Below are 24,331 nucleotides of genomic sequence, written 5' to 3'. Positions count from 1 at the left end.
TTTCTACTCAATCGCTTGTGCCTCAGCGAAGGAAACCTTCTCATCAGCGGGAGGCGCATTCTACAGCGATCAAACTCGCTGTCAACCACCTCGGCAATCTTCTTTTCAGCCCGCTACCGAAGCAGCGAATGAAGAGCGGCAAGTGAATCACCCGCCTGACCACCACCCTCACCTCAGAACACCTGTAAGTACTTGATTTTCAAGTTCTTTCAGCGCTTCGTCGCTGGGAGTGGTGCGCATTATAGGGAGTTTAAATCGGCCGTCAACGACTAATTTAATCTTTCTGCAAAAAACTGTCCGCCTGATCAGTTTATAGCCACTTCCTGGCCTGCCAGCCGCCGTTCCTGGCGCAACAGGTAGGCCCCCACCAGCAGGCCCACCACGCACAGGGCTACTACATAGTAGGCAGGGCCCAGCGGATCCTCCTTCATCAGAAGGGCAACGACCATGGGCGTCAGGCCACCGAAGATGGCGTAAGCCAGGTTGTAGGAGAAGGACAGGCCGGTGAAGCGCACAACTGCCGGGAAGGCGTTGACCATCACATAAGGCACCGCGCCGATGACGCCGACGCACAGGCCGGTGACCGCATACAGCGGGAACAGCCAATCCGGATGCGCCTTGAGGCTGGTGTAGAAGGTCCAGGAGACGACGCCCAGCAGGATGCTTCCATATATAAAGGTGCGGCCCGCGCCGAAACGGTCGGCGAGACGCCCGGACAGGATGCAGCCGACGCTCAGGCAGACAATGGCCACGCTGTTGGCCTTGAGCGACGTAGCCGCGTCGAAGCCATAGACAGTCTGCAGCACCGACGGGGTCATCAGGATCACCACGACGATGCCGGCGGACAGTACCCAGGTCAGCAGCATGGACAGCACGATGGCCGGGCGATGTTCACGCACCACCACACCCAGCGGCACCTCATCGGCCAGTTGCTTGCGCAGCTGCAGTTCGGCGAATACCGGCGTCTCGTGCAGCCAGCGGCGCAGGTAGACGGAGAACAGGCCGAAGATGCCGCCCAGCAGGAACGGGATACGCCAGGCGTAACCCTGCACTTCTTCGGCGCTGTAGACGCTGTTGATCAGGGTCGCGACCAGCGAACCGATGAGGATGCCCGCGGTCAGACCCGACGTGAGCGTGCCGCAGGCATAGCCCACATGACGGTGCGGGACGTGCTCCGCTACGAACACCCAGGCACCCGGCACCTCACCACCGATGGCGGCGCCCTGGATGACACGCAGCAGTAGAAGCGCCAGCGGCGCCCAGATACCAATCTGTGCGTAGGTGGGCAGCAGGCCCATGATCAGGGTGGGAACGGCCATCAGGAAGATGCTCAGGGTGAACATCTTCTTGCGGCCCAGCAGGTCGCCGAAGTGGGCCATCACCACCCCGCCCAGCGGACGGGCCAGGTAGCCGGCGGCGAACAGGCCGAAAGTCTGCAGCTGGCGCAGCCAGTCGGGCATGTCGGCGGGGAAGAACAGCTTGCCGACCACGGTGGCGAAGAACACGAAGATGATGAAGTCGTAGAACTCGAGGGCGCCGCCCAGCGCGGACAGCGAAAGAGTCTTGTAGTCGCTGCGGGTCAACGGACGTGACGCGGGCGCGGCAGGAGCGTTCACAGAAGGCATGGTACTTGTTATCTCTGCAGGCAAGGAGGCTGCGGCCGGCAGCCGCAGGTGCCGCACCATAGCAAATTGCGCGGAGGCGACACAGCGGCCGCGCCCGCAGGAATTTCACCCTATCCTGCGGTCGTCGCGCCGGCCCTCCCTCTATATAATGCGGGCAGGCCGATCAAAAGCTGTCCCAAGGCCTTGCGCCGGCAGGTGTCTTGGGAGAGTTTTTCCATAACCTCACCATGAGTACGCCGGGGGCAAGAGGCCCTTACCTATGATCGAGCTCGAACAAGAAGATCCTATCCCGCAAGGCGACCTGGCCTTGCAGATCACCGCCCTGCCGCGCGAGACCAACGGCTTTGGCGACATCTTCGGTGGCTGGCTGGTGGCGCAGATGGATCTCGCCGGAACCGCCATGTCCAGCCGCATCGCCGGAGGCCGCGTGGCCACGGTAGCAATCGACCGCATGGCCTTCCTGGTCCCGGTCGCAGTCGGCGCGCAGCTCTCCTTCTATACCCAGACCCTGGAAGTGGGCCGCAGCTCGATCCGCATGCTGGTCGAGGTATGGAGCGATGACCCGCTGTCCAGCGAATGGCGCAAGGTCACCGAGGCGGTTTTCGTCTTCGTCGCCATCGACGGTAGCGGGCGTACCCGACCGGTTCCTCCGCGTCGTGGCTGAAAACTGAAAGCGCCGGCACTCTCGCCGGCGTTTTCGTTTCTTACCTTCGGAATCAGCGCTGCGGTTTTCCGCGCACCGGCGCACCATCGGCCTTGAAGTAGTCGGCGGTACTGCGCGGCAGTGACGGGCGGCCGCGGACCTTATCGGCGAGCTTCTCGGCCATCATGATGGTGGTGGCGTTGAGGTTGCCGGTGATGATCAGCGGCATGATCGACGCATCGATCACGCGCAATCCTTCCATACCGTGCACACGGCCTTCGCCATCGACCACCGCCATGTCGTCATTGCCCATCTTGCAGGAGCAGGACGGGTGGAAAGCCGTTTCCGCGTGTTCACGGACGAAGGCGTCGAGGTCGGCGTCGCTCTGCTTGTCCAAGCCCGGGCTGATCTCGCGGCCGCGATAGGGGTCGAGCGCCGGCTGATTCATGATCTCGCGGGTGATCCGGATAGCGTCGCGGAACTCCTGCCAGTCCTGCTCGCAGGACATGTAATTGAACAGGATGCTCGGATGCTTGCGCGGATCACGGGAGGTCAGGTTGATCCGCCCGCGACTGGGAGAGCGCATGGAGCCGACATGAGCCTGGAAGCCGTGCTCGCTCACCGCGTTGCTGCCGTTGTAGTTAATGGCGACGGGCAGGAAGTGGTACTGGATATTCGGCCACTCGAATTCCGGACGGCTGCGGATGAAGCCGCCGGCCTCGAACTGGTTGCTCGCGCCCAGGCCGGTACCGAGGAACATCCACTCCGCGCCGATCTGCGGCTGGTTCCACCATTGCAGTGCCGGGTACAGCGACACCGGCTGCTTGCAGGCGTACTGCAGGTACATCTCCAGGTGATCCTGGAGGTTCTGGCCGACACCGGGCAGGTCATGCACTACCTCGATGCCCAGGTCGCGCAGTAGCGCGGAAGGGCCGACGCCGGAGCGCTGCAGCAGTTGCGGAGAAGCGATGGCACCCGAGCACACCAGCACTTCGCGGCGTGCGCGGACTTCCTTCAGCGCGTTGTCATCGCCATGCAGATAGGTCGCGCCGATGGCGCGCTTGCCGCTGAACAGGATGCGGTCGGTCAGCGCATGGGTGACGATGGTCAGGTTGGGCCGCTCGCGGGCCTGGTCCAGGTAGCCACGGGCAGTACTAGCGCGTCGTCCTTGCGGGGTGACGGTGCGGTCCATCGGACCAAAGCCTTCCTGCTGGTAGCCATTGAGGTCTTCGGTACGCGGGTAACCGGCCTGCACGCCGGCCTCGACCATGGCGTGGAACAGCGGGTTGTTGCCGGCCTTGGGCGTGGTGACGCTCACCGGGCCGCTGCCGCCGTGGTAGTCGTTGGGGCCGATGTCGCGGGTCTCAGCCTTGCGGAAGTACGGCAGGCAGTCCAGGTAGGTCCAGTCTTCCAGGCCCTTCTCCTGCGCCCAGCCATCGAAGTCCATGGCGTTGCCGCGGATGTAGCACATGCCGTTGATCAGCGAGGAGCCGCCCAGGCCCTTGCCGCGTCCGCACTCCATGCGGCGGTTGTTCATGTACGGTTCGGGGTCGGTCAGGTACGCCCAGTTGTAGCGGCGGCCCTGCAGCGGATAGGCCAGCGCCGCCGGCATCTGCGTGCGGAAGTCGGCGCGGTAATCCGGGCCGCCGGCTTCGAGCAGCAGCACGCTGACGTCGGCGTCCTCGGTCAGGCGGGTAGCCAGTACGTTACCGGCAGAACCGGCGCCGATGATGATGTAGTCGTATTCCTGGGACATGCAGGCCTTCCTATTTTTCAGGCACGACACCGCCCGCGACGCGTGCGCGCCGGTGTCTGCGTGTTCGGGATGGCCGGTGGTCAGGGAGTCATGCCTGCGACCGGCCTTTCATGGCTCGATCGCGGCGATCAGAACACCGAGGTGTAGTCGCCCAGCTCTACCTGTACGGATTTGATGCGAGTGTAGTGAGCCAGGGTGGTCAGGCCGTTCTCACGACCGACACCCGATTGCTTGTATCCGCCAACCGGCATCTCGGCCGGCGACTCGCCCCAGGTGTTGATCCAGCAGATGCCCGCTTCCAGGCGGTGGATCGCCCGGTGCGCGCGGGCCAGGTCCTGGGTCACGACGCCAGCGGCGAGGCCGTACTCGGTGTCGTTGGCGCGGCGGATAGCCTCGTCTTCGGTGTCGTAGACGAGGATGCTCATGACCGGCCCGAAGATTTCCTCGCGGACGATGGTCATGTCGTCCGTGCAGTCGGTGAACACGGTCGGCGCGACGTATGCGCCCTTGCCGAACTCGCCGTGGGTGACGCGCTCGCCACCGCACAGCAGGCGGGCCTTCTGTTCTTTGCCGGACTCGATATAGGAGAGCACGCTCTCCATGTGCGGGAAGCTCACCAGCGGGCCGAAGTTGGTGTTCTCGTCCCGCGGGTTGCCCAGACGGATGCGCTTCACACGCTCCAGTACCTTGGCCTCGAATCGGGCCTGCAGGTTGCGGGGGATGAACACGCGGGTGCCGTTGGTGCAGACCTGGCCTGAGCTGAAGAAGTTGGCCATGACGGCGATGTCGGCGGCGCGGTCGAGGTTGGCGTCCTCGAAAATGATCAGCGGCGACTTGCCGCCCAGCTCCATGGTGACTTCCTTGAGCGAGGAACTGGAGGCGCTGGCCATGACCTTCTTGCCGGTGGAGGTGCCGCCGGTAAAGGAGATCTTCTCGATCAGCGGGTGTTCGGTCAGCCACTGGCCGACTTCGCGGCCGCTGCCGGTGAGCACGTTGAATACGCCATCGGGCAGGCCGGCTTCGGTGTAGACCTCGGCGAGCTTCAGCGCGGTCAGCGGGGTGACTTCGCTGGGCTTGAAGATCATCGCGTTGCCGGCGGCCAGGGCCGGGGCGGATTTCCACAGGGCGATCTGAATCGGGTAATTCCAGGCGCCGATGCCGGCGACCACGCCCAGCGGCTCGCGGCGGGTATAGACGAAGCTGGTGTCGCGCAGCGGGATCTGTTCGCCCTCGATGGCGGGCACCAGGCCGGCGTAGTACTCGAGCACGTCGGCGCCAGTGACGATGTCGACGAAGCGGGTCTCGGCCAGCGGCTTGCCGGTGTCGAGGGTTTCCAGCTCGGCGAGTTCGTCGTTGCGCTCGCGGAGGATGTCAACGGCGCGGCGCAGGATGCGCGAACGCTGCATGGCGGTCATCGCCGCCCAGACTTTCTGCCCTGCCACCGCCGCCTGCACGGCGCGCTCGACGTCTTCCTTCGAAGCGCGTTGTACCTGGGCGAGGACTTCACCGTTGGCCGGATTGATGGTCTCGAAGGTGGCGCCGCTGGTGGCTTCCACGTAGCGACCGCCAATGTAGAGCTTCTGTACTTCGAATCGAGCCATGGTGCGGTGGTCCTCTCTTGTCGGTGTCAGCGCAAGGCTGCGCCCGCTATCCGGGGCGCTTGGCCAGTTGTTGGTCGAGGTAGTCGTAGGCAATCGCCAACGCCTGCTCGGTGTCGAAGGCATCGCCCGAGAGCGCGCCCCGCAGCCAGAGGCCGTCGATCAGCGCGGCCAGCCCGCGCGCGGCGCTGCGGGCCTGGGCCAGCGGCAGTTCGCGGCGGAACTGGCTGCACAGGTTCGAATACAGCCGGTGGTCGTTGATCCGCTGCAGCCGGCGCAGTGCCGGCTGGTGCATGCTGGTCGCCCAGAACGCGAGCCAGGTCTTCATGGCCGGGCCGTTGACCTGCGAGCTGTCGAAGTTGCCGGCGATGATGGCCCGCAGGTGCGAGCGCGGTTCGTCGTTGCGCAAGGTAGCGCGGCGCTCGGCGACAGCCTTGCTCAATGCCGACATCAAATGTCGCATCGTCGCTTCCAGCAGCCCGTTCTTGTCCTGGAAGTAGTGGCTGATGATGCCGTTGGAAACCCCCGCGAGGCGGGCGATCAGGGCGATGCTGGCGTCGCTCATGCCCACCTGGTCCACCGCCTCGAGGGTCGCGTGGATCAGCTGGGAGCGGCGAATCGGCTGCATACCGACCTTGGGCATTTCGAATCTCCTCTTCGCCGGGCGTGCCTGTGCCATCCGGCGATAATGTGGGCCAGTCTATTCGTTTTTTATTGAACGCTCAATCAACTAAGAATATGCTGCGTTGCATCAACGCCTCCGAGGCGCCCGCATGGCGGGGCCCGTACCGTTCATCGCTACGTCGCCGGCAAGGATCGCAGAATCCGCGCCGGATGTGTCGCAGCCGCTCTCCCCGGTGACGTCGCCTGACGGCACCCGCCCGTTGCGACGGGCCTTCCACAGCCTGGCTCATGCCGGGCTTTCTTTTGTTCCATGTCAGAGCCCGCGCCGCGCGCCAGCGACTATGGTTTCAGCCATACCCCTCGCGAGGATCGCCGCCATGTCGCAACACCCGCTCTGGCAAGCCCTGGGCCGCCACTGGAAATGGATCGCTCTGCGCGGCGTCGCCGCCCTGCTGTTCGGCATCCTGGCCATGGTCTGGCCGGGCATCGTGCTGACCGTGATGGTGCTGTTCTTCGGCGCCTACGCCTTCATCGACGGCCTGTTCACCCTGATCGCCGCCGCACAGATGCGCGAATCCGGCCGGCCTCTGTGGCCGCTGGTACTGGTGGGCTTGCTGGGGATTGCCGCCGGGCTGGTCGCCTTCCTCTGGCCGCAGCTGACTGCGCTGGGCCTGCTGATGCTGATCGCCGGCTGGGCGCTGGTGATGGGCGTGCTGCAGATCATCGCTGCGATCCGCCTGCGCAAGGCGCTGCAGAACGAATGGTGGCTGGGGCTTTCCGGCGCGGTGTCGGTGCTGTTCGGGGTGCTAATGATCGGCAATCCGGGCGCTGGGGCAATCGCCGTAGCCTGGGTGATCGGCGCCTACTCGGTGTTCTTCGGCGTCCTGCTGATCCTGCTCGCGCTGCGCCTGCGCAAGACTTCGACCTTCAATGCCTGAGGAGCGCGACTGGTGCCTGCTGCGCCTGGACGACAACGGCAACCGCTTCGTCATGCGCCGCCAATTGAGCCGCGCCGAGGCTGAAGCCCTGGCGCGGGACTACCAGGCCCGCGGCCATCGGCAGACCTACTGGGCGGAGCGCGAGACGCCTCGCCCTGCCTGACTCAGCAGCCGGTCAGGCGCGCTTCCACGCGTTCGGCGGGGAAGAAGATCGGCCGCAGGCGCACGCCCACCGCGTTGCCGAAGAACGCCGCCACCAGCCACAGCCAGCCGTGTAGGCTGCCGGAGGCGATGCCGCTGAAGTACGCGCCGATGTTGCAGCCGTAAGCCAGGCGCGCACCGTAGCCCAGCAGCAGGCCGCCGATGACTGCCGCGATCAACGAGCGCGCCGGGATCTTCAGGCTCGGTGCGAAACGCCCGGCGAGACCGGCAGCCAGCAACGCGCCGATCATGATGCCGAAGTCCATCACGCTGGTGACGTCCTGCCAGACCGGCGCGGCGAGCGCCTTGGCGTTGGCTTCGACCTGCCAGAAGGCCCACTGGTCGACGGCAATGCCGAGACTCTCGAAGGCCTTCGCCCCCCACAGCGCAAAGGCCGAGGTGACGCCCCAGGGACGCCCGGCCAGCGCCAGGGTGGCGAAGTTCAGCAGCGCCAGCGCCACCGCACCCCACACCAGCGGCCAGGGACCACGGAATAAGCGGCCGACACCCTTCTCGCCATTGCTGGCGATCAGCTCCAGCACGCCATGCCGACGACGTTCCAGCACCACGCTGACGGCAGCGATAGCGGCGAACAGCGCGAGGCTCAGCGCCAGCGCCTGGAACAGGCCCAGCGACTGCACGATGGAGGTCGGCGGCAGCGACGGCAGGGCGAACCACCAGCCGATGTGGTGAGTGGCGACCACCGAGCCGATGATGAAGAACAGCAGCGTTACCAGCATCCGCGCGTTGCCGCCGCCGACGGTGAACAGCGTGCCGGAGGCGCAGCCGCCGCCCAGCTGCATGCCGATGCCGAAGATGAAGGCGCCGACGATGACCGACGTGCCGGCCGGCGACACCAGCCCCTTCACCGGCTCGCCGAACAGCGTGCCGGCAGCCAGGGCCGGGAAGAACAGCAGCACGGCCAGCGCCAGCATCACCATCTGTGCACGCAGTCCGGCGCCACGGCGTTCACGGATGAACACGCGCCAGGCGGAGGTGAAGCCGAAGGCGGCGTGATAGAGCGTCAGTCCCAGTGCGCCGCCGACCAGGAACAGCAGCGCCTGCCGGCCGCTCACCACCTGGGCGAGGAACAGCGCGCCCGCCAGCAGCAGGAGGAAGGCGACCCAGAGCGCAGTGGACTTGCGCTCGGGCACGGTGGACAGGGCTAGGCTCATGGCGGCTCCGGGGTGTTTTCGAGAGGGGCGATATTCTAGGGAGCCTGGTGCCTGCCGCCAACTTCGTAAGGCAGCTAAGGAAATAGCCGGGAGTTACAAGCCTCGGGGAAAGCCCGAGTTGAGCGTAGGGCGAATAACGCCCCAAGCGTTATCCGCCGCCCGACTGCGCCGGAGCTCGGACGGCGGATAACCGTGACCGGTTATTCGCCCTACGTTCGAGCCCAGGCCTTGCGCAAAGCCTTCAACGCCTCGGCAATCCGCGCCTCCGGCACCGCGGCAAAGCCCAGCACCAGCCCGGCACGCTGGTCCGCCGGCTCGATGGACTCCGGCAGCCAGTAATCGCTCAGGGCATTCACCTCGACACCAACCGCCGCCGCACGCTGCACCAGTTCCAGCTCACGCTCGCGGCTGTCGACCCGCACGCACAGGTGCAAGCCTGCTTCCACCGCCGGCATCGGCGCGCAGCCAGCCACCTCCGGCCAGCCGCGCAGCAGCGCATCGCGGCGACTGCGAGCAGCGCGGCGCATGCGCCGGACATGACGCTGGAAATGCCCTTCGGCGATGAAGTCCGCCATCACCCGCTGGGTACCGACCTCGGAATGCCGCACATCCAGCGCACGGCGACGGGCGAAGGATTGCGCCAGCGCCGGGGGGACGACCAGGTAGCCCAGGCGCAGCGCCGGAAAGGCGATCTTGCAGAAGGTGCCGACATAGAGCACGCGATCATGGCGATCCAGCGCGGCCAGCGGCATCAGCGGCGTGCCGCTGTAGCGGTACTCGCCGTCGTAGTCGTCCTCGACTATCCAGCCGCCGCTGCGCTCGGCCCACTCCAGCAGTTCCAGGCGCCGCGCCAGGGAAAGGGTCACGCCGGTGGGGTACTGATGCGACGGCGTGACGTAGACCAGCCGGCAGTCCGGCAGTTGTTCCAGCTGCGCTGTGCACAGGCCATCGGCATCCACCGGCACGCCGTTCAGGCGCGCACCCGCCGTGGCGAATGCATGACCCGCAGCGCGGTAGCCGGGGTTCTCGATGGCCGCGCCGTCACCTTCGGCGAGCAGCACCTGGGCACAAAGTGCGATGCCCTGTTGGGCGCCGCTGGTGATGATGATCTGTCCGGCATCGCAATGCAGGCCACGGGTGGTGCGCAGGTAGGCGGCGACCAGTTCGCGCAGGCGATGCTCGCCGGCCGGGTCGCCGTAACCCAGGCAATCCAGCGGCGGATCGCGCCAGAAGCGCGCCTGCAACCGCGCCCAGGTATCGAAGGGGAAGAGGTCGAAGGCCGGTACGCCGACCCGGAACGCCCGTGGCGCGCCGGTCGGAGGCAGCGGCAGATGGTGCCGCGCGAGGCGTTCCAGCGAGGGCGCATCCGGGCTGCGGGCTTCGCTGCGAACCGCATCAACCGAGGGCTGAACCCGCTCCGCCACGTAGGTGCCATCGCCCGTGCGGCCTTCGATGTAACCCTCGGCGTAGAGCTGCTCGTAGGCGCGCACCACGGTATTGCGCGAAACCCCCAACGATGAGGCCAGGTCGCGGCTGGCCGGCAGGCGCGAACGGGCAGCCAGGCGACCGTCGAGGATGCGCTCGCGCAACGCCTGCAACAGTTGCGCACCCAGCGGTCGGGCGGGATCGAGGCGGATGCCGGACGGGTTGAAAGACAACGGGACGCTCATGGAGGCGGATTCCAGACGACAGCAATGGTTCCTTTTATTTCACCATTAATGGCTCTTTAGCAGAACCAATTCCCGACCTAGTCTGAAAGCATTCCAACGCACACAAGGTTGTCAGCATGTCCTCCGCCGTCGAGATCCGTCCGATCAGCGCCGCTGATCACGCTGCCTGGCTGCCACTCTGGCAGGGCTACCAGCGCTTCTACAAGACCACCATTGACGAAGCCACCACGGCCGTCACCTGGCAGCGTTTCCTGGACGCGGCAGAACCGATGCACGCCGCCCTCGCCTGGCGCGATGGCGTGGCCATCGGCATGGTGCACTTCATTTACCATCGTTCCTGCTGGACCCAGGGCGACTACGTCTACCTGCAAGACCTGTATGTCGCTGAAGGCCAGCGCGGCGGCGGCATCGGCGCGCAGCTGATCGAGCACGTCTACGCCGACGCCCGCGCCAATGGCGCCTCGCGGGTGCACTGGCTGACCCACGAGAGCAACACCGACGCCATGTTCCTCTATGACCGGATTGCCGACCGCTCCGGGTTCGTCCAGTACCGTAAGATCCTCTGAGCCGGAGCGCCCATGAACGACCAACCCCTGCTGAACTGGCGCCCCGCCGCCAGCCCCGAACGCCGTACCCTGACCGGCCGCACCATCAACCTGGCGCCGCTGGACGCCGCCCTGCATGGCGATGACCTGTGGCAAGCGTTGCAAGGCCCGGACTCCGATCCGGTGCTGTGGGACTACCTGCCCTACGGCCCCTTCCCCGAGCGCGCGCCTTTCGATGCCTGGCTGGCGGGCAACGCAGCGAGCAACGACCCACTGTTCTTCGCCGTGATCGACCGCACCAGCGGGCGCGCCGTCGGCCTGCTCAGTTACCTGCGGATTTTCCCGAAGGACGGCAGCATCGAGATTGGCCACATCGCCTACGGCCGTGTGATGCAACGCTCGCCGGCCTCCACCGAGGCGGTCTACCTGCTGGCCCGCTGGGCCTTCGAGATGGGCTACCGGCGCCTGGAGTGGAAGTGCAACGCACTCAATGCCCGCTCTATGCGCGCCGCGGTGCGCCTGGGCTTTGTCTTCGAGGGCACCTTCCGCCAGGCCACGGTGGTGAAGGACCGCAACCGCGACACCGCGTGGTTCTCCATCATCGACAGTGAATGGCCCCGCTGCCAGCAGGCCTTCGAGGCCTGGCTGGCAGCATCCAATTTCGACGGCGAAGGACGGCAGCGGGCACAGCTGGCAGACCTGCGCCTGCGCTGATCTTTTCATTCTCCGGGAACTGCCTGCGACGCGAAGGATCGGTGATACTGAAACTTTCGCAGCGCAGTCCCGGAGAACACCATGAGCAGCGACATCCAGACTCCCCGCGTCGAGCAGGTACAGATCGATCAACTGTCCTGCTGGCGCATCCACACCGCTTATGGTGAAGCGCTGATCGCCCAGCAGGGTGCACAACTGCTCAGCTACCAGCCCCACGAACAGCCGCCATTGGTGTGGCTGAGCGAGACCGCCGAGTACCGCCACGGCCAGTCCGTGCGCGGTGGCGTGCCGGTGTGCTGGCCGTGGTTCGGCAACCTGGACCGCAACCCGGTGGACATCCGCACCGCCTACCAGGGCGACAAGCCGCCGGCCCACGGCCTGGTGCGTGCTCTCGACTGGCAGTTGGACGACATCGCCGACGAGCAGGGCCAGCTGTCGGCGCACTTCAGCTACGACGCCAGCCAGGGCCTGCCCGGCTGGGCGCACTCGGCGCGCCTGGAACTGGTGATGCGCTTCGGCGAACGCCTAACGCTGGAAATGACCACCCACAACCTCGGCGACAAGCCGCTGCCGCTGACCCAGGCACTGCACACCTACTTCGCCGTCAGCGATTGCCGCCAGGTCAGCATCGAAGGCCTGCAGGGCAACCGCTACCTCGACGCCATGGAGAACTGGGAGGAGCGCCAGCAGCACGGACTGATCCGCTTCACCGGCGAGACCGACCGCGTCTACCTGGACGTGGAGAAGACCCTGGTGATCCAGGACCCGCTTTGGGAGCGCGGCATCCACATCAAGGCTGGCGGCTCGCGCTCGGCGGTGGTGTGGAACCCCTGGATCGACAAGGCCGCGCGCCTGTCGCAGATGCCCGACGATGCCTGGACCGGCATGCTCTGCATCGAGACCGCGCGGGTGATGGACGACGCCATGAGCGTGGCGCCGGGGCGCAGCGAGACCATGAGCGTGGAAATCTGGGGTGAGCCGCTGAAGGCCTGATGGCCTTGGAGGGCGTCCAACGCGCCAGCGTTATCCGCCGTAGACGGTCCGGCGAATAACCTGTTCCAGGTTATTCGCCCTACGTTCTCTCCTCGAGAATCGGTGTGCAGCCGCGAACGGTGGTACGCCGACAAGCCTTACAGATCGCTCTCTTCCACCGGCCGCACCTTGGCGTCGTCGATGGCGTAGGCTGCGTCGGCCAGGTCATTGCTGACCTTCTCCACCTTCAGCGTGCCGCTGACCCAGATCGGGTTGTAGATATCGTCGATCTGGATGCCCTTGGGATAGCGCACCAGCACGATCTGGTTCGGCGGCGGCGGCGGCACGTGGATGCAGGCGCCCGGGTAAGGCACCAGGAAGAATTCGGTGACGCGGCCCTTGGCGTCGTTCTCCAGCGGCACCGGGTAGCCGCCCAGGCGCAACGCTTTGCCATTCAGCGCGGCCACGGTCTTGGTCGAATACATCACCTGCGGCAGCTTCTTGTCGGACTGCTTCAGCCCGCCCTTGTTGGTGAAGGTACCGTTGGCCTCGGGGCCGTTGTGGGTGATTTCCGGCATGTCCTCCAGCGCCTTTCGATCGCTCGGCGGCATCAGGGACAGCCAGTCGGTTTCGGGGAGTTCGGCGGCGGACGCCAGGGAAGTCAGCAGTATCAGACAGCAGGCGAGCAATGGTCGGCGCATCGTGGACTCGAAAGGCCCGGTCGGGCACAGGCGGTAAGGGCTTCCTGCGCCCTCCCCCTGGGCGGGAGAGGGGCGGAAATCACCGTCAATTCTTCTTGATCAGGCCGTAAATGACCAGCAGCACGATGGCGCCGATTACCGCACCGATGAAGCCCGCCGCCTGGCCGGCCGCGTAGATGCCGAGCGCCTGGCCACCGTAGGTCGCCAGCAGCGAGCCGCCGATGCCGATCAGGATGGTCATGATCCAGCCCATGCTGTCGTCGCCCGGCTTCAGGAAGCGTGCGATGAGTCCGACGATCAGGCCGATGACGATGGTTCCGATGAAGCCCATGACAGTCCCTCCTTGTGGGATATGCGCGGCGTATTCGCGCGTGTCATGGGACAGTGTAGGAAAGCATCGCGTTCCGTGTTTCCCCGCGTGCCAGAGCGAGTCGGAGTGTTTCGCGAGCCTTACAGCAGTCTGCCGATCGCCCATGAAAAAAGCCGCGTCAGCGATTGACGCGGCTTTCTCCTGTCACCCTGGTCGGCGGGCCGTCAGGCCTTGGCGATCAGCGCCTCGACCTCGGCGATGCGCGCCTTCAGGGTCGGCAGGTCGGCGCTGCGCAGGGTGGCGTGGCCGACCTTGCGCCCGGCCTTGAAGGCCTTGCCGTAGTGGTGCAGATGGCAGTCGGCGATGTTCAGCACTTCAGCCACCGGCGGCACTTCGCCGATAAAGTTGAGCATGGCGCTCTCGCCCACTTTCGCGGTCGAGCCCAGTGGCAGGCCGGCGATGGCGCGCACGTGGTTCTCGAACTGGCTGCACTCGGAACCTTCGATGGTCCAGTGGCCGGAGTTATGCACGCGCGGGGCGATCTCGTTGGCCTTCAGGCCGCCGTCGACTTCGAAGAACTCGAAAGCCATCACGCCAACGTACTGCAGCTGGTCCAGCACACGGCCGACGTAGTCTTCGGCCAGCGCCTGCAGCGGGTGGTCGGTGCTCGCCACGGAAAGGCGCAGGATGCCGTTCTCGTGGGTGTTGTGCACGAGCGGGTAGAAGCGCGTCTCGCCGTCGCGGGCGCGTACCGCCACCAGCGACACTTCGCCGGTGAAGGGCACGAAGCCTTCGAGGATGCACGGCACGCTGCCCAATTCAGCAAAGGCGCCGCTGACGTCCTCGGCCTTGCGCAGGACCTTCTGGCCCTTGCCGTCGTAGCCCAGGGTGCGGGTCTTCATCACCGCCGGCAGGCCGATGCTGGCCACCGCGGCGTCGAGGTCGGCCTGGGATTGCACGTCGGCGAAGGCCGGGGTCGGGATGCCCAGTTCCTTGAACATGGACTTCTCGAACCAGCGGTCGCGGGCAATGCGCAACGACTCGGCGTTCGGGTAGACCGGGACGAACTGCGAGAGGAAGGCCACGGTCTCGGCCGGCACGCTCTCGAATTCGAAGGTCACCACGTCGACTCCATCGGCCAACTGGCGCAGGTGATCCTGGTCGTTGTAGTCGGCGCGGATGTGTTCGCCCAGGGCTTGCGCGCAGGCGTCCGGCGCCGGGTCGAGGAAGGCGAAGTTCATGCCCAGCGGGGTGCCCGCCAGGGACAGCATGCGGCCCAGTTGGCCGCCACCGATGACACCGATCTTCATGGTCGTACTCAGGCCTCGCGGGGATCGGGATTGTCCAGCACCGTCTCGGTCTGGGTGGCGCGGAACTGCTTCAGCGCCTCGTGGTATTTGGGGTACTTGGCACCCAGGATGCTGGCGGAGAGCAGAGCTGCGTTGGTCGCGCCAGCCTTGCCGATGGCCAGGGTGGCGACGGGGACGCCGGCGGGCATCTGCACGATGGACAGCAACGAATCGACGCCCGAGAGCATGGAGGACTGGACCGGCACGCCGAGGACCGGCAGGTGGGTCTTGGCGGCGCACATGCCCGGCAGGTGGGCGGCACCGCCGGCGCCGGCAATGATCACTTCGATGCCACGGCCATCGGCCTCTTCGGCGTACTGGAACAGCAGGTCCGGAGTACGGTGGGCGGAAACCACCTTCACTTCGTACGGAATGCCGAGCTTGTCCAGCATGTCTGCGGTGTGGCTCAGGGTGCTCCAGTCGGATTTGGAACCCATGATCACGCCAACCAGTGCGCTCATCGTCGTGCCTCTCTCAAGTGCGCTCTTGGGCGCGTCAGAAACCAACAAGCCACGACTCCGTGAGGGCGTGGCTTGTACGTGGCCAAACCGGCGGGCAGTGCCGGCTTGAAGGCGGCGCAGTATACCGCAAAGGGCGCGGCGGAGTGCACTGTGCGTGACCGTTGGTCCCGATTTCGTCATTACCCGATTGAAACGCCCGGCAATGAATTCGGAAAAGCTTGCCGCAGCTCAAGATGACCTAGGCTCAGAGGCTCAGACTCGTCTGACACGACCCTGCCCGGATGGGGCAGGTCCCTCACCCTTCAAGGAGCGAGCGCAATGTCCACGACCCTGCCCACGACCATGAAAGCCGCTGTCGTCCACGCCTTTGGCGAGCCACTGCGGATCGAGGAAGTCAAAGTCCCGCTGCCCGGCCCGGGGCAGATCCTGGTGAAGATCGAAGCCTCCGGCGTCTGCCATACCGACCTGCACGCCGCCGAAGGCGACTGGCCGGTGAAGCCGAGCCTGCCGTTCATTCCCGGCCATGAGGGCGTCGGCTTCGTCGCAGCGGTCGGCGCCGGCGTCACCCGCGTGAAGGAAGGCGACCGCGTCGGCGTGCCCTGGCTGTACACCGCCTGCGGCTGCTGCGAACACTGCCTGACCGGCTGGGAAACCCTCTGCGAGAGCCAGCAGAACACCGGCTATTCGGTGAACGGCGGCTACGCCGAATACGTGCTGGCGGACCCGAACTACGTCGGCATCCTGCCCAAGGACGTCAGCTTCCTGGAAATCGCGCCGATCCTCTGCGCGGGCGTCACCGTCTACAAGGGCCTGAAGGAAACCGGCGCGCGCCCCGGCCAGTGGGTGGCGATCTCCGGTATCGGCGGCCTCGGCCACGTGGCTGTGCAGTACGCCAAGGCCATGGGCCTGCATGTGGTGGCGGTGGACGTGGATGACGCCAAGCTGGAGCTGGCCAAGCGCCTGGGCGCCAGCCTGACTGTCAACGCGAAGACGGAGGACCCGGTGCAAGTGGTGCAGCGCGATATCGGCGGCGCCCACGGCGTGCTGGTCACAGCAGTATCCAACAGCGCCTTCGGCCAGGGCATCGGCATGGCGCGTCGCGGCGGTACCGTGTCGCTGGTCGGCCTGCCGCCGGGCGATTTCCCCACGCCGATCTTCGACGTGGTGCTCAAGGGCCTGCACATCACCGGCTCCATCGTCGGCACCCGCGCCGACCTGCAGGAAGCCCTGGATTTCGCCGGCGAAGGCCTGGTGAAGGCCACCGTCGCCTCCGGAAAGCTGGATGACATCAACGGCATCCTCGACCGCATGCGTGCCGGGCAGATCGAAGGGCGGATCGTGGTCGAGATGTAAAGCTCCTCCCGTACAGAGCAAGAGCCCCTCACCTGACCCTCTTCCGCTAGCGGGAGAGGGTCAGAGTGAAACGCGCATCAGCCAGCACCATCTGCTCCCCTTCCTTTCTGAGCGAGGTCCTTGCGCCAAAGCCTACCTGCATGACAGCCGGGAGCGCCTGGCCCATGGGCGCTACTCCTACACCCATCGCCGACAGCACGGGTATCGCTTCGCTCCACGCCATCCAACAAATGCACTCAGGGCCTGGGCGCGGGACAGTTGAAGTCGCCTTCCTGGCAGTCGGACAGCGTCTGCAGTTCCTTAATGCGATTCTCGGTCATGGCCTTCAGGCAATTGCTGTAGGCCATCGGGTAGCCCGAACCGCCCTTGGCGCCCGCCGTCTCGAACTGGCAGCTAAGGTCGCGGTAGTTCAACCAGGCCTTCTGCGCGGCGGTCAGGGCCTTCTTCTGCCCGGCATCCAGGCGTTGGCGGTACTGCCCGTAGAGGTCGTTGAGGCGCTTGTCGCTGGCCTTGTAGGCGGCGCCGGTGCAGGCGTTGATCTCGGCCTGGGTCTGGGCGTGGGCGAAGTCGTCGGCGAGAGCCGCAGCGCTGAGGACCAGCAGCGGCAAGGAAAGAAGCAGAGCTTTCATGGGCGAATCGTCCTGACGTTCGATCCGCCCACTCTAGCAGTGTCAGCCGAGCAGCCTGGCGGCCATCCGCTCCAGCGCCTGGCGCTGGAAGGCGCGGAAGTCCGCGTCGGGCTGCTGGCCTTCGAGCATCGGCAGGAAGGGATCGACCACTTCGGTGCGCACGCCGGCCATTTCCTCGATCACCGCGTGGCCGCAGAACGGCACGTAGGCTTCCGCGTAGCCGCCTTCGTGGACCACCACCAGGCGGCCATCGCACAGACGCTCGGCGGCATCGCACACGGCGGCGGTCATGAAGCGGAAGGTCTCGCTGTGGGCGAGCATGCGCGCCAGCGGGTCCACGCCGTTGGCGTCGAAGCCGCTGGCAACCACGATCAGCTCCGGCTGGAAGCGTTCCAGCGCCGGCACGATGATGGTTTCCATGGCCACGCGGTAGGCGTCGTCACCGCTGCCCGGATAGAGCGGCACGTTGAGGTTGTAGCCCTTGCCCGCACCCTCGCCGATGTCACCCACCGCACCGGTTCCGGTGGGGTAGCAGTCGGCCTGGTGGATCGACAGGGTCAGCACGTCGTCGCGACCGTAGAAGATCGCCTCGGTGCCGTTGCCGTGGTGCACGTCCCAGTCGAGCACCGCCACGCGCTGGATGCCGTGGCGTGCCTTGGCCGTCTCCACCGCCACGGCGATGTTCGCCAGGTAGCAGAAGCCCATGCCGCGATCCGGCAGGCAGTGGTGGCCCGGCGGACGGGACAGCGCGTAGGCGTTGTCCAGTTCGCCGCGCAGCACCGCATCCACCGCGGCGATGGTCAGGCCGGCGGACTGCCGGGCGATGTCGTAGGTGCCATGGCTGACCATGGTTTCCTCGCCCATGTCGCCGTGGCCGACTTCGCTGTAGGCCTTGAAGCGCTCCAGATAGCTGGCCGGGTGCACCCGCAGCAGGTCTTCCTCGCTGGCCAGCGGCGCGCTGGACAGGTGCAGCTGGCTGCTCAGCCCGGAGACGTCCATCAGGCTTTTCAGGCGGCGCTTGCTCTCCGGTGACTCGGCGTGGCCGCCGCCCACCGGCGGCTGCAACCAGCCACCGACGGGAAGGATCAGCGCGTGCAGCCCGGTCGCGTGCCAGAAGCAGCGCTCGTCGAAGAAGAACCCGGTACGACGACTCATGCGCGAGCCGCCTTCAGGGCACGCTGGCGCTTGCGGCTGAACAGCCAGTAGACCGGCGAGACCACGCCCAGGCCGACCACCCAGGAGATGTCCGCACCGTTCATGGCCTGCGCGGCGGCGCCGGTGTAGAGCGCGGTGGACATGAACGGAACCTGCACCAGGATGCCGAGGATGTAACAGTTCACCGCGGTCCAGTTGAAGGTGCCGTAGATGCCGCCGTCACGACGGAAGAACGACAGCACGTCGTACTCGCCATGGGCGATCAGGTAGTAGTCGACCAGGTTGATCGCGCTCCAGGGCACCAGCACGTAGAGCAGCAGCAGGATGAAGTTGGTGTAGTTGGCCATGAAGTTGTCCTGGCCGAGCAGGGCGATGGTCAGCGAACCGCCGAACAGCGCCAGGGCGATCACCGCGCGCCAGCCGGCCTTGGCCGACCAAGCGGGAATCAGCGTCTGGCCGACGGTGATGGCCGAGAGGGTGCCGCAATACAGGTTCATCGAGTTGGTGGCGGCGATGCCGATGGAGAACACCGCGACCATGATGGCGCTGAAGCCGCCGGTCATCTCGATCAGGCCGGCGATGACGTCGCCCTCGCCCACCGACAGGCCGACCAGCACGCCCAGCAGCATCGGCAGGATCGAGCCCAGGCAGCAGCCCCAGTAGCTCGACCAGAACGCGGTGCGCGAACCGGTGCCCTGCGGCATGTAGCGCGAGTAGTCGGAGACGTAGGGCGCATACGCTAATTGCCAAAGCGCGGCGATGGACAGCGCGCCGAGGAAGCCGGGGATGTTGTTCTCGTTACGCTCAAGCAGGTCCGCCGGCAGGCCGTGGACGAACACCAGCCAGAAGAAGCTGACCAGCAGCACCGCGCCGGACAGCCAGGACATCACGCGGGTGTAGCCGTGGATCAGGCGGTAGCCGAACACCGTGGCGATCACGCTGATCGCGCCCACCAGCAGGATGCCGGTGTTGGTGCCGATCACCTCGAAGCGCGCATGCAGCGCCTGGCCGCCGAGGACCAGGTTGGAGGCGAAGAAGCCCAGGTACATGATCACCACCAGGGCGACCACCAGCAGGGAGCCGAAGGAGCCGAACTGGCCGCGGGTCTGCACCATCTGCGGCACGCCCAGCTGTGGGCCCTGGGCCGAGTGCAGGGCCATGAACACGCCACCCACCAGGTTGCCGAGCACCAGCGCCAGCACGGCGGCGAAGAACGGCAGCTTGAACACGGTGACCGCCAGGGCGCCGGTAACCACGGTCAGCAGCATGATGTTGCTGCCGAACCAAATGGTGAAGAGGTCGCGGGCGCGGCCGTGTCGTTCGTGTGCGGCGATGGGCTGGATGGTGCTCAGCTCCAGAGTCGTCGCCTGGTTTTGCGTCGTTGTCATTGTGTTTCTCACGCGTCGTTGGCAAGGCAGGCCCGGCGCGGACGCCGGGCTTGGATCAGGAAAGGATCAGCGGGCGGCCCAGGCGTTGAAGCGCTGCTCGAGCTCTTCGCCGTGGTCGACCCAGAAGGCCGCGTCCACCGAGCGGGCGCCTTCGAGGTTGGCCGGCGCGGTGGGCAGCGCGTCGCGCACGTCCGCCGGCAGCAGGTCCAGCGTGCCCTTGTGCACCGGGCCGTAGGGGATGTTCTCGGAGAAGGTCTTCTGGGTTTGCGGTTGGCTGGCGAAGGCGATGAACTTCTCGGCCAGCGCCTTGTTCGGCGTGCCTTTCACCACGGCCCAGTATTCCGGGTCGTACAGGCTGCCCGGCCAGACAATGCCCAGCTTCACGCCTTCCTTCTGCGCGGCGGCGATGCGGCCGTTGTAGGCGGCGCTCATCACCACGTCACCGGCGGCCAGCCACTGCGGCGGCTGCGCGCCGGCTTCCCACCACTGGATGTTGCCCTTGAGCTGGTCGAGCTTGGCGAAGGCGCGATCGACGCCTTCCTTGGTGCCGAGCACCGTGTAGATATCTTCCTGTTTCACGCCGTCGGCCAGCAGGGCGATTTCCAGGGTGTACTTGGCGCCCTTGCGCAGGCCGCGCTTGCCCGGGTACTCGGTGGTGTTCCAGAAGTCGGCCCAGGATTGCGGGGCCTTGGTGACCTTGGCGCCGTTGTAGGCCATGACCATGGACCAGACATAGGTGGCCACGCCGCACTCGCTGAGGGTGCCGGGGACGAAGTTCTTCTCGTCGCCGATGGCCGCCGGGTCGATGCGTTCGAACAGGCCTTCCTCGCAGCCGCGCAGCAGCTCGGGGCTTTCCACCTCGACCACGTCCCAGGTGACCTTGCCGACATCGACCATGGCCTTCACCTTGGCCATCTCGCCGTTGTACTCGCCGGCGACGATCTTGCCGGCGCCGCTGGCCTCGAAGGGCTTGAAGTAGGCCTGCTCCTGGGCCGCCTTGGTGGCGCCGCCGAAGGAGATGACGGTGATGCTTTGGGGCTGTGCATTAACGCTGCCGACAGCGGCAGCAAGGGCACAGGTGATGGAGATGCGCGTGAGCAAGGACACTTTCATGGAACGACTCCCACAGCCGGATTGGCGTTGTTGTGTTGCTGGGCAGTACCCCCGGCCAGAAGCCGGGCAAAAGGGTTCCATCGCGCGGGCGTCTTTGCGCTCGCGGCGTTGTTATCAGGTATTCGTGGAGCCGTAGGGCGGATAACGCTGGCGCGTTATGCGCCCTACAGTCGGCTCCGGCGCCTTACAGCACGCCGATTTCCTGGGCCGTGCGGTCGACCGCGCGGCGGGTCTTGTCGACCAGCTCGTCGATATCGGCACGGCCGGCGACCAGCGCCGGGGCCATGATCATGCGGCCGAGGGTGGAACGGATGATCACGCCCTCCTCGAAGCCGATGGTGCGGCAGCGCCAGGCGATGTCGTTCTCGTTGTCGAAGCGCTTGCGGGTCGCCTTGTCCTGGACGAACTGCAGCGCGGCGACGAAGCCGGTGCCCTGGATGTCGCCCACCAGCGGGTGGTTGCCGAAGACTTCGCGCAGGCACTGCTGCAGGTACGGGCCGGTGTCGTTCTTCACCGCATTCACCCAGCCCTCGTCGCGCAGCGCGCGCAGGTTGGCCACCGCCACCGCTGCCGCCACCGGGTGGCCGGAGTAGGTCAGACCGTGGGCGAACACGCCGCCCTCTTCCACCAGCGCCTGGGCGATGCGCTTGCTCAGCACCAGGCCGCCCATGGGGATGTAGCCGCTGGTCAGGCCCTTGGCGATGGACAGGGTGTCGGGCTGGAAGCCGAAGTGCTGGTGGGCGAACCACTCGCCGGTGCGGCCGAAGCCGCCGATCACTTCGTCGGCGCACAGCAGCACGTCGTACTGACGGCAGATGCGCTGGATTTCCGGCCAGTAGCTTTCCGGCGGGAAGATCATGCCGCCAGCACCCTGGAAGGGCTCGGCGATGAAGCCGGCGACGTTGTCGGCGCCCAGCTCGAGGATCTTCTCTTCCAGCTGCAGGGCGCAGCGACGGCCGAATTCGGCCGGGGTCAGGTCACCGCCGGCGGCGAAGAAGTAGGGCTCGTCGATGTGCGCGATGTCCGGGATCAGGCCGCCCATCTCGTGCATGAACTTCATGCCGCCCAGCGCGGTGGCTGCCAGGGTGGAGCCGTGGTAGCCGTTCCAGCGGCCGATCATGATCTTCTTCTGCGGCTTACCTTCGATCTGCCAGAAGCGGCGCACGGTGCGGATCAGCACCTCGTTGGCCTCGGAGCCGGAGTTGGTGTAGATCGCGTGGCTGTAGTGGTCGGGCAGCAGGCTGAAGAGGGTCTCGGAGAGTTCGATCACCGCCGGGTGAGTGGTGTGGAAGAACATGTTGTAGTACGGCAGCTCGTCCAGCTGGGCGGTGGCGGCGGCGGTCAGGTCCTTGCGGCCGTAGCCCAGGTTGGTGCACCACAGGCCGGACATGCCGTCGATGTACTTGTTGCCATCGTTGTCCCAGAGGTGCAGGCCTTCGCCACGCACCATTACGCGCGGGCCTTCGGCGTTCAGCGCCTTCTGGTCGAGGAAGGCATGGATGTGGTGGGCCGCGTCCGCTTTCTGGTATTCGCGGGTATCACGTGGCGCGCGGGTCTTGTCGGTCATCGACTTTCTCCTCTATCCCTCGGCGGTGCTCCGGCAGCCGGCCTGAGGGGTCTTCAGGGGATCGAGGGCGACGGACTTACCTAGGCAGTCTCACCGGCCGTCTCGAACGGTTCGGTTAGGAATTCGGGTGTTGCTCAGGTGCCGGGCGCGACCCCGGCGGCCTGTCTTTCATTCAGTCGCGCAGCTGGAACCAGGTGGTCTTGAGCTGCGTGTATTTATCGAAGGAATGCAGCGAGAGGTCGCGGCCAAAGCCCGACTGCTTGCCGCCACCGAACGGAATCGCCGGGTCCAGCGCGTCCACGGTGTTCACCGACACGGTGCCGGCGTTCAGCTTGCGCGCCACGCGGTGGGCGCGGTGCAGGTCGTCGCTCCACAGGGAGGCGGCGAGGCCGTAGATGCTGTCGTTGGCCAGGCGCACGGCTTCTTCTTCGCTGTCGAAGGGGATGACTGCAAGCACCGGGCCGAACACTTCGTCGCGGGCCAGGGATTGCTCCGGGCGCACGCCGGTGAAGATGGTCGGTTCGATGAAGTTGTCCGAGCCGTTGAAGCTCAGCTGGCGGCCACCGCAGGCGAGCTGCGCGCCGTCGCTCTGGGCGCGCTCGATGCAGGCCATGATGCCGGCGGTCTGCTTGTTGTCGACGATGGAGCCGGCGCGGCTGGCCGGGTCCAGCGGGTCGCCCGGCGCCCAGTCGCGGGCCTTGGCGATCAGGCGTTCGACGAACTCGTCGTGGATCGAACGCTCCACCAGCAGGCGCGAGTTGGCCGAGCAGACTTCGCCCTGGTTGAAGAAGATGCCGAAGGCGGCCTTCTCGGCGGCGAGGTCGAGGTCGCGGCAGTCGGCGAACACCAGGTTCGGGCTCTTGCCGCCGCATTCCAGCCAGACCTGCTTGAGGTTGGACTGCGCGGAATACTGCATGAAGTACTTGCCGACCTGGGTCGAACCGGTGAACACCAGGGCGTCCACATCCGGGTGCAGGCCCAGCGCCTTGCCGGCGGCTTCACCCAGGCCCGGCACTACGTTCAGCACGCCTTCGGGGATGCCGGCTTCCAGCGCCAGCTCGGCCAGGCGCAGGGCCGAGAACGGCGACTGCTCGGCGGGCTTGAGCACCACGGAGTTGCCGGCAGCCAGCGCGGGCGCCAGCTTCCAGGCGGCCATGTCGAGGGGGAAGTTCCACGGCACCACGGCGCCGATCACGCCCAGCGGCGTGCGGGTGATGGTGGCCAGGGCGTTCTGCGCGGTCGGCGCGACCTGGTCGTAGAGCTTGTCGAGGCTTTCGGCGTACCAGGAGAACACGCCAGCTGCGCCGGGCACGTCGATGTTCCAGGCGTCCATCACCGGCTTGCCCATGTTCAGGGTGTCGAGCAGGGCCAGTTCGTCGCGATTCGCCATCATCAGCTCGGCGAGCCTCTGCAGAACGGCCTTGCGCTCACGTGGCGCCATGCGCGCCCACGGGCCGGTCTCGAAGGCCTTACGGGCAACGCGGACAGCGGCGTCGACTTCGGCCGCGCCACAGGCGGCGACATTGGCCAGCAGGCGATTGGTCGCCGGGTCGATGGCGGCGAAGGTCGCGCCATCCTGTGCAGTCACGCGGCGGCCGCCGATCAGCGCGCTGTCGATGAAAGTCTGCCGGGCAGCACGCTGCCGCCAATCGTTGAGCTCGTACACCAGGGCACTCCTGCTTCGCTCGCCCTCGAGGGACGTTGTTGTTCGAATGTGGATTGGATGGTCGCCCAAGGCCTTGCCAAGGAAAATTATTAAATTTGTCTTCGGGATATATGAAAAAGCTGGGCAGCCACGCACCGGCCCGGCGCATGGCGCACCATCACGGTGCACGCCTGCGCAC

23 protein-coding genes are annotated in these 24,331 nt (G+C 66.1%); 7 read left to right on the top strand and 16 right to left on the bottom strand.

Going from position 1 to position 24,331, the window contains the following annotated elements; translation table 11 throughout:
• Positions 1–305 precede the first annotated feature (305 nt).
• Complete coding sequence (locus tag ACIPK7_RS28280) at positions 306–1,625, bottom strand: MFS transporter (protein WP_192435409.1); 1,320 nt, start codon at positions 1,623–1,625, stop codon at positions 306–308.
• Positions 1,626–1,884: 259 nt separating this feature from the next.
• On the opposite strand from ACIPK7_RS28280, the gene ACIPK7_RS28275 reads away from it, so the two are divergent.
• Entirely contained in the window at positions 1,885–2,289 is a 405-nt protein-coding gene (locus tag ACIPK7_RS28275) for an acyl-CoA thioesterase (protein WP_017521585.1), read from the top strand.
• 52 nt (positions 2,290–2,341) lie between these two features.
• Here the strand turns inward: ACIPK7_RS28275 and betA are convergent, their stop codons facing one another.
• From betA to betI, 3 genes are all read right to left on the bottom strand, one after another.
• Positions 2,342–4,024 carry a choline dehydrogenase gene (gene betA / locus ACIPK7_RS28270; protein WP_192435410.1) on the bottom strand — a complete coding sequence of 561 codons (1,683 nt, stop codon included), beginning with the start codon at positions 4,022–4,024 and terminating at the stop codon, positions 2,342–2,344.
• A 128-nt stretch (positions 4,025–4,152) separates the two neighbouring features.
• A complete protein-coding gene (gene betB / locus ACIPK7_RS28265; protein WP_401091599.1) occupies positions 4,153–5,625 on the bottom strand; it encodes a betaine-aldehyde dehydrogenase in 1,473 nt (490 codons plus the stop codon).
• Between the two features lie 46 nt (positions 5,626–5,671).
• Entirely contained in the window at positions 5,672–6,265 is a 594-nt protein-coding gene (betI, locus tag ACIPK7_RS28260) for a transcriptional regulator BetI (protein ID WP_045214133.1), read from the bottom strand.
• Between the two features lie 358 nt (positions 6,266–6,623).
• Between betI and ACIPK7_RS28255 the strand changes: the two genes are divergently transcribed.
• Entirely contained in the window at positions 6,624–7,184 is a 561-nt protein-coding gene (locus ACIPK7_RS28255) for an HdeD family acid-resistance protein (protein WP_138523167.1), read from the top strand.
• Positions 7,177–7,347 (top strand): hypothetical protein, encoded by a 171-nt coding sequence (locus ACIPK7_RS28250; protein ID WP_401091597.1) that lies wholly within the window; start codon positions 7,177–7,179, stop codon positions 7,345–7,347. The genes ACIPK7_RS28255 and ACIPK7_RS28250 overlap by 8 nt, the downstream gene beginning before the upstream one ends.
• A gap of 1 nt (position 7,348) precedes the next feature.
• Here ACIPK7_RS28250 and ACIPK7_RS28245 read toward each other — a convergent pair whose 3' ends face one another.
• A complete protein-coding gene (locus ACIPK7_RS28245; RefSeq protein ID WP_401091595.1) occupies positions 7,349–8,560 on the bottom strand; it encodes a YeeE/YedE family protein in 1,212 nt (403 codons plus the stop codon).
• 209 nt (positions 8,561–8,769) lie between these two features.
• The gene (locus ACIPK7_RS28240) at positions 8,770–10,230 is read right to left on the bottom strand and encodes a PLP-dependent aminotransferase family protein (protein WP_401091593.1); all 1,461 of its coding nucleotides are present in this window, start codon (positions 10,228–10,230) and stop codon (positions 8,770–8,772) included.
• Between the two features lie 116 nt (positions 10,231–10,346).
• On the opposite strand from ACIPK7_RS28240, the gene ACIPK7_RS28235 reads away from it, so the two are divergent.
• The 3 genes from ACIPK7_RS28235 to ACIPK7_RS28225 all read left to right on the top strand — a co-directional run bounded on the left by ACIPK7_RS28235 (position 10,347) and on the right by ACIPK7_RS28225 (position 12,482).
• Positions 10,347–10,796 (top strand): GNAT family N-acetyltransferase, encoded by a 450-nt coding sequence (locus ACIPK7_RS28235; RefSeq protein WP_192435417.1) that lies wholly within the window; start codon positions 10,347–10,349, stop codon positions 10,794–10,796.
• A 12-nt stretch (positions 10,797–10,808) separates the two neighbouring features.
• The gene (locus ACIPK7_RS28230; RefSeq protein ID WP_401091591.1) at positions 10,809–11,489 is read left to right on the top strand and encodes a GNAT family N-acetyltransferase; all 681 of its coding nucleotides are present in this window, start codon (positions 10,809–10,811) and stop codon (positions 11,487–11,489) included.
• A gap of 81 nt (positions 11,490–11,570) precedes the next feature.
• Positions 11,571–12,482 carry a D-hexose-6-phosphate mutarotase gene (locus ACIPK7_RS28225; RefSeq protein ID WP_401091589.1) on the top strand — a complete coding sequence of 304 codons (912 nt, stop codon included), beginning with the start codon at positions 11,571–11,573 and terminating at the stop codon, positions 12,480–12,482.
• 137 nt (positions 12,483–12,619) lie between these two features.
• On the opposite strand, the gene ACIPK7_RS28220 is transcribed toward ACIPK7_RS28225, so the two are convergent.
• From ACIPK7_RS28220 to purE, 4 genes are all read right to left on the bottom strand, one after another.
• Positions 12,620–13,162 (bottom strand): DUF3299 domain-containing protein, encoded by a 543-nt coding sequence (locus ACIPK7_RS28220; protein WP_138213650.1) that lies wholly within the window; start codon positions 13,160–13,162, stop codon positions 12,620–12,622.
• 85 nt (positions 13,163–13,247) lie between these two features.
• Positions 13,248–13,493 (bottom strand): GlsB/YeaQ/YmgE family stress response membrane protein, encoded by a 246-nt coding sequence (locus ACIPK7_RS28215; protein WP_081519143.1) that lies wholly within the window; start codon positions 13,491–13,493, stop codon positions 13,248–13,250.
• Between the two features lie 203 nt (positions 13,494–13,696).
• The gene (locus ACIPK7_RS28210; RefSeq protein WP_401091587.1) at positions 13,697–14,782 is read right to left on the bottom strand and encodes a 5-(carboxyamino)imidazole ribonucleotide synthase; all 1,086 of its coding nucleotides are present in this window, start codon (positions 14,780–14,782) and stop codon (positions 13,697–13,699) included.
• Between the two features lie 8 nt (positions 14,783–14,790).
• Positions 14,791–15,282, bottom strand: a complete 492-nt coding sequence (gene purE / locus ACIPK7_RS28205) for a 5-(carboxyamino)imidazole ribonucleotide mutase (protein WP_024766741.1) — start codon at positions 15,280–15,282, stop codon at positions 14,791–14,793.
• Between the two features lie 318 nt (positions 15,283–15,600).
• On the opposite strand from purE, the gene adhP reads away from it, so the two are divergent.
• Positions 15,601–16,635 carry an alcohol dehydrogenase AdhP gene (adhP, locus tag ACIPK7_RS28200; protein WP_401091585.1) on the top strand — a complete coding sequence of 345 codons (1,035 nt, stop codon included), beginning with the start codon at positions 15,601–15,603 and terminating at the stop codon, positions 16,633–16,635.
• Positions 16,636–16,871: 236 nt separating this feature from the next.
• Here the strand turns inward: adhP and ACIPK7_RS28195 are convergent, their stop codons facing one another.
• From ACIPK7_RS28195 to ACIPK7_RS28170, 6 genes are all read right to left on the bottom strand, one after another.
• Positions 16,872–17,264 (bottom strand): lysozyme inhibitor LprI family protein, encoded by a 393-nt coding sequence (locus tag ACIPK7_RS28195; protein ID WP_401091583.1) that lies wholly within the window; start codon positions 17,262–17,264, stop codon positions 16,872–16,874.
• Positions 17,265–17,306: 42 nt separating this feature from the next.
• Complete coding sequence (locus ACIPK7_RS28190) at positions 17,307–18,419, bottom strand: class II histone deacetylase (protein ID WP_192435424.1); 1,113 nt, start codon at positions 18,417–18,419, stop codon at positions 17,307–17,309.
• Positions 18,416–19,807 (bottom strand): cytosine permease, encoded by a 1,392-nt coding sequence (locus tag ACIPK7_RS28185; protein WP_192435425.1) that lies wholly within the window; start codon positions 19,805–19,807, stop codon positions 18,416–18,418. The genes ACIPK7_RS28190 and ACIPK7_RS28185 overlap by 4 nt, the downstream gene beginning before the upstream one ends.
• A gap of 66 nt (positions 19,808–19,873) precedes the next feature.
• Entirely contained in the window at positions 19,874–20,920 is a 1,047-nt protein-coding gene (locus ACIPK7_RS28180) for an ABC transporter substrate-binding protein (protein WP_401091581.1), read from the bottom strand.
• 184 nt (positions 20,921–21,104) lie between these two features.
• A complete protein-coding gene (locus ACIPK7_RS28175; RefSeq protein ID WP_401091579.1) occupies positions 21,105–22,487 on the bottom strand; it encodes an aspartate aminotransferase family protein in 1,383 nt (460 codons plus the stop codon).
• Positions 22,488–22,659: 172 nt separating this feature from the next.
• Positions 22,660–24,153 carry an aldehyde dehydrogenase gene (locus ACIPK7_RS28170; protein ID WP_401091577.1) on the bottom strand — a complete coding sequence of 498 codons (1,494 nt, stop codon included), beginning with the start codon at positions 24,151–24,153 and terminating at the stop codon, positions 22,660–22,662.
• Between the last annotated feature and the right edge of the window lie 178 nt (positions 24,154–24,331).

This window comes from Pseudomonas sp. NPDC086581 (assembly GCF_044746165.1).
Lineage (GTDB): Bacteria > Pseudomonadota > Gammaproteobacteria > Pseudomonadales > Pseudomonadaceae > Pseudomonas.
This window is presented reverse-complemented; position numbering and strand designations above follow the sequence as displayed.

Bases quoted from the DNA above. Each gene is read 5' to 3' on its own strand.
- ACIPK7_RS28280 (WP_192435409.1), bottom strand. From the start codon at position 1,625: ATGCCTTCTGTGAACGCTCCTGCCGCGCCCGCGTCACGTCCGTTGACC.
- ACIPK7_RS28275 (WP_017521585.1), top strand. From the start codon at position 1,885: ATGATCGAGCTCGAACAAGAAGATCCTATCCCGCAAGGCGACCTGGCC.
- betA (WP_192435410.1), bottom strand. From the start codon at position 4,024: ATGTCCCAGGAATACGACTACATCATCATCGGCGCCGGTTCTGCCGGT.
- betB (WP_401091599.1), bottom strand. From the start codon at position 5,625: ATGGCTCGATTCGAAGTACAGAAGCTCTACATTGGCGGTCGCTACGTG.
- betI (WP_045214133.1), bottom strand. From the start codon at position 6,265: ATGCCCAAGGTCGGTATGCAGCCGATTCGCCGCTCCCAGCTGATCCAC.
- ACIPK7_RS28255 (WP_138523167.1), top strand. From the start codon at position 6,624: ATGTCGCAACACCCGCTCTGGCAAGCCCTGGGCCGCCACTGGAAATGG.
- ACIPK7_RS28250 (WP_401091597.1), top strand. From the start codon at position 7,177: ATGCCTGAGGAGCGCGACTGGTGCCTGCTGCGCCTGGACGACAACGGC.
- ACIPK7_RS28245 (WP_401091595.1), bottom strand. From the start codon at position 8,560: ATGAGCCTAGCCCTGTCCACCGTGCCCGAGCGCAAGTCCACTGCGCTC.
- ACIPK7_RS28240 (WP_401091593.1), bottom strand. From the start codon at position 10,230: ATGAGCGTCCCGTTGTCTTTCAACCCGTCCGGCATCCGCCTCGATCCC.
- ACIPK7_RS28235 (WP_192435417.1), top strand. From the start codon at position 10,347: ATGTCCTCCGCCGTCGAGATCCGTCCGATCAGCGCCGCTGATCACGCT.
- ACIPK7_RS28230 (WP_401091591.1), top strand. From the start codon at position 10,809: ATGAACGACCAACCCCTGCTGAACTGGCGCCCCGCCGCCAGCCCCGAA.
- ACIPK7_RS28225 (WP_401091589.1), top strand. From the start codon at position 11,571: ATGAGCAGCGACATCCAGACTCCCCGCGTCGAGCAGGTACAGATCGAT.
- ACIPK7_RS28220 (WP_138213650.1), bottom strand. From the start codon at position 13,162: ATGCGCCGACCATTGCTCGCCTGCTGTCTGATACTGCTGACTTCCCTG.
- ACIPK7_RS28215 (WP_081519143.1), bottom strand. From the start codon at position 13,493: ATGGGCTTCATCGGAACCATCGTCATCGGCCTGATCGTCGGACTCATC.
- ACIPK7_RS28210 (WP_401091587.1), bottom strand. From the start codon at position 14,782: ATGAAGATCGGTGTCATCGGTGGCGGCCAACTGGGCCGCATGCTGTCC.
- purE (WP_024766741.1), bottom strand. From the start codon at position 15,282: ATGAGCGCACTGGTTGGCGTGATCATGGGTTCCAAATCCGACTGGAGC.
- adhP (WP_401091585.1), top strand. From the start codon at position 15,601: ATGTCCACGACCCTGCCCACGACCATGAAAGCCGCTGTCGTCCACGCC.
- ACIPK7_RS28195 (WP_401091583.1), bottom strand. From the start codon at position 17,264: ATGAAAGCTCTGCTTCTTTCCTTGCCGCTGCTGGTCCTCAGCGCTGCG.
- ACIPK7_RS28190 (WP_192435424.1), bottom strand. From the start codon at position 18,419: ATGAGTCGTCGTACCGGGTTCTTCTTCGACGAGCGCTGCTTCTGGCAC.
- ACIPK7_RS28185 (WP_192435425.1), bottom strand. From the start codon at position 19,807: ATGACAACGACGCAAAACCAGGCGACGACTCTGGAGCTGAGCACCATC.
- ACIPK7_RS28180 (WP_401091581.1), bottom strand. From the start codon at position 20,920: ATGAAAGTGTCCTTGCTCACGCGCATCTCCATCACCTGTGCCCTTGCT.
- ACIPK7_RS28175 (WP_401091579.1), bottom strand. From the start codon at position 22,487: ATGACCGACAAGACCCGCGCGCCACGTGATACCCGCGAATACCAGAAA.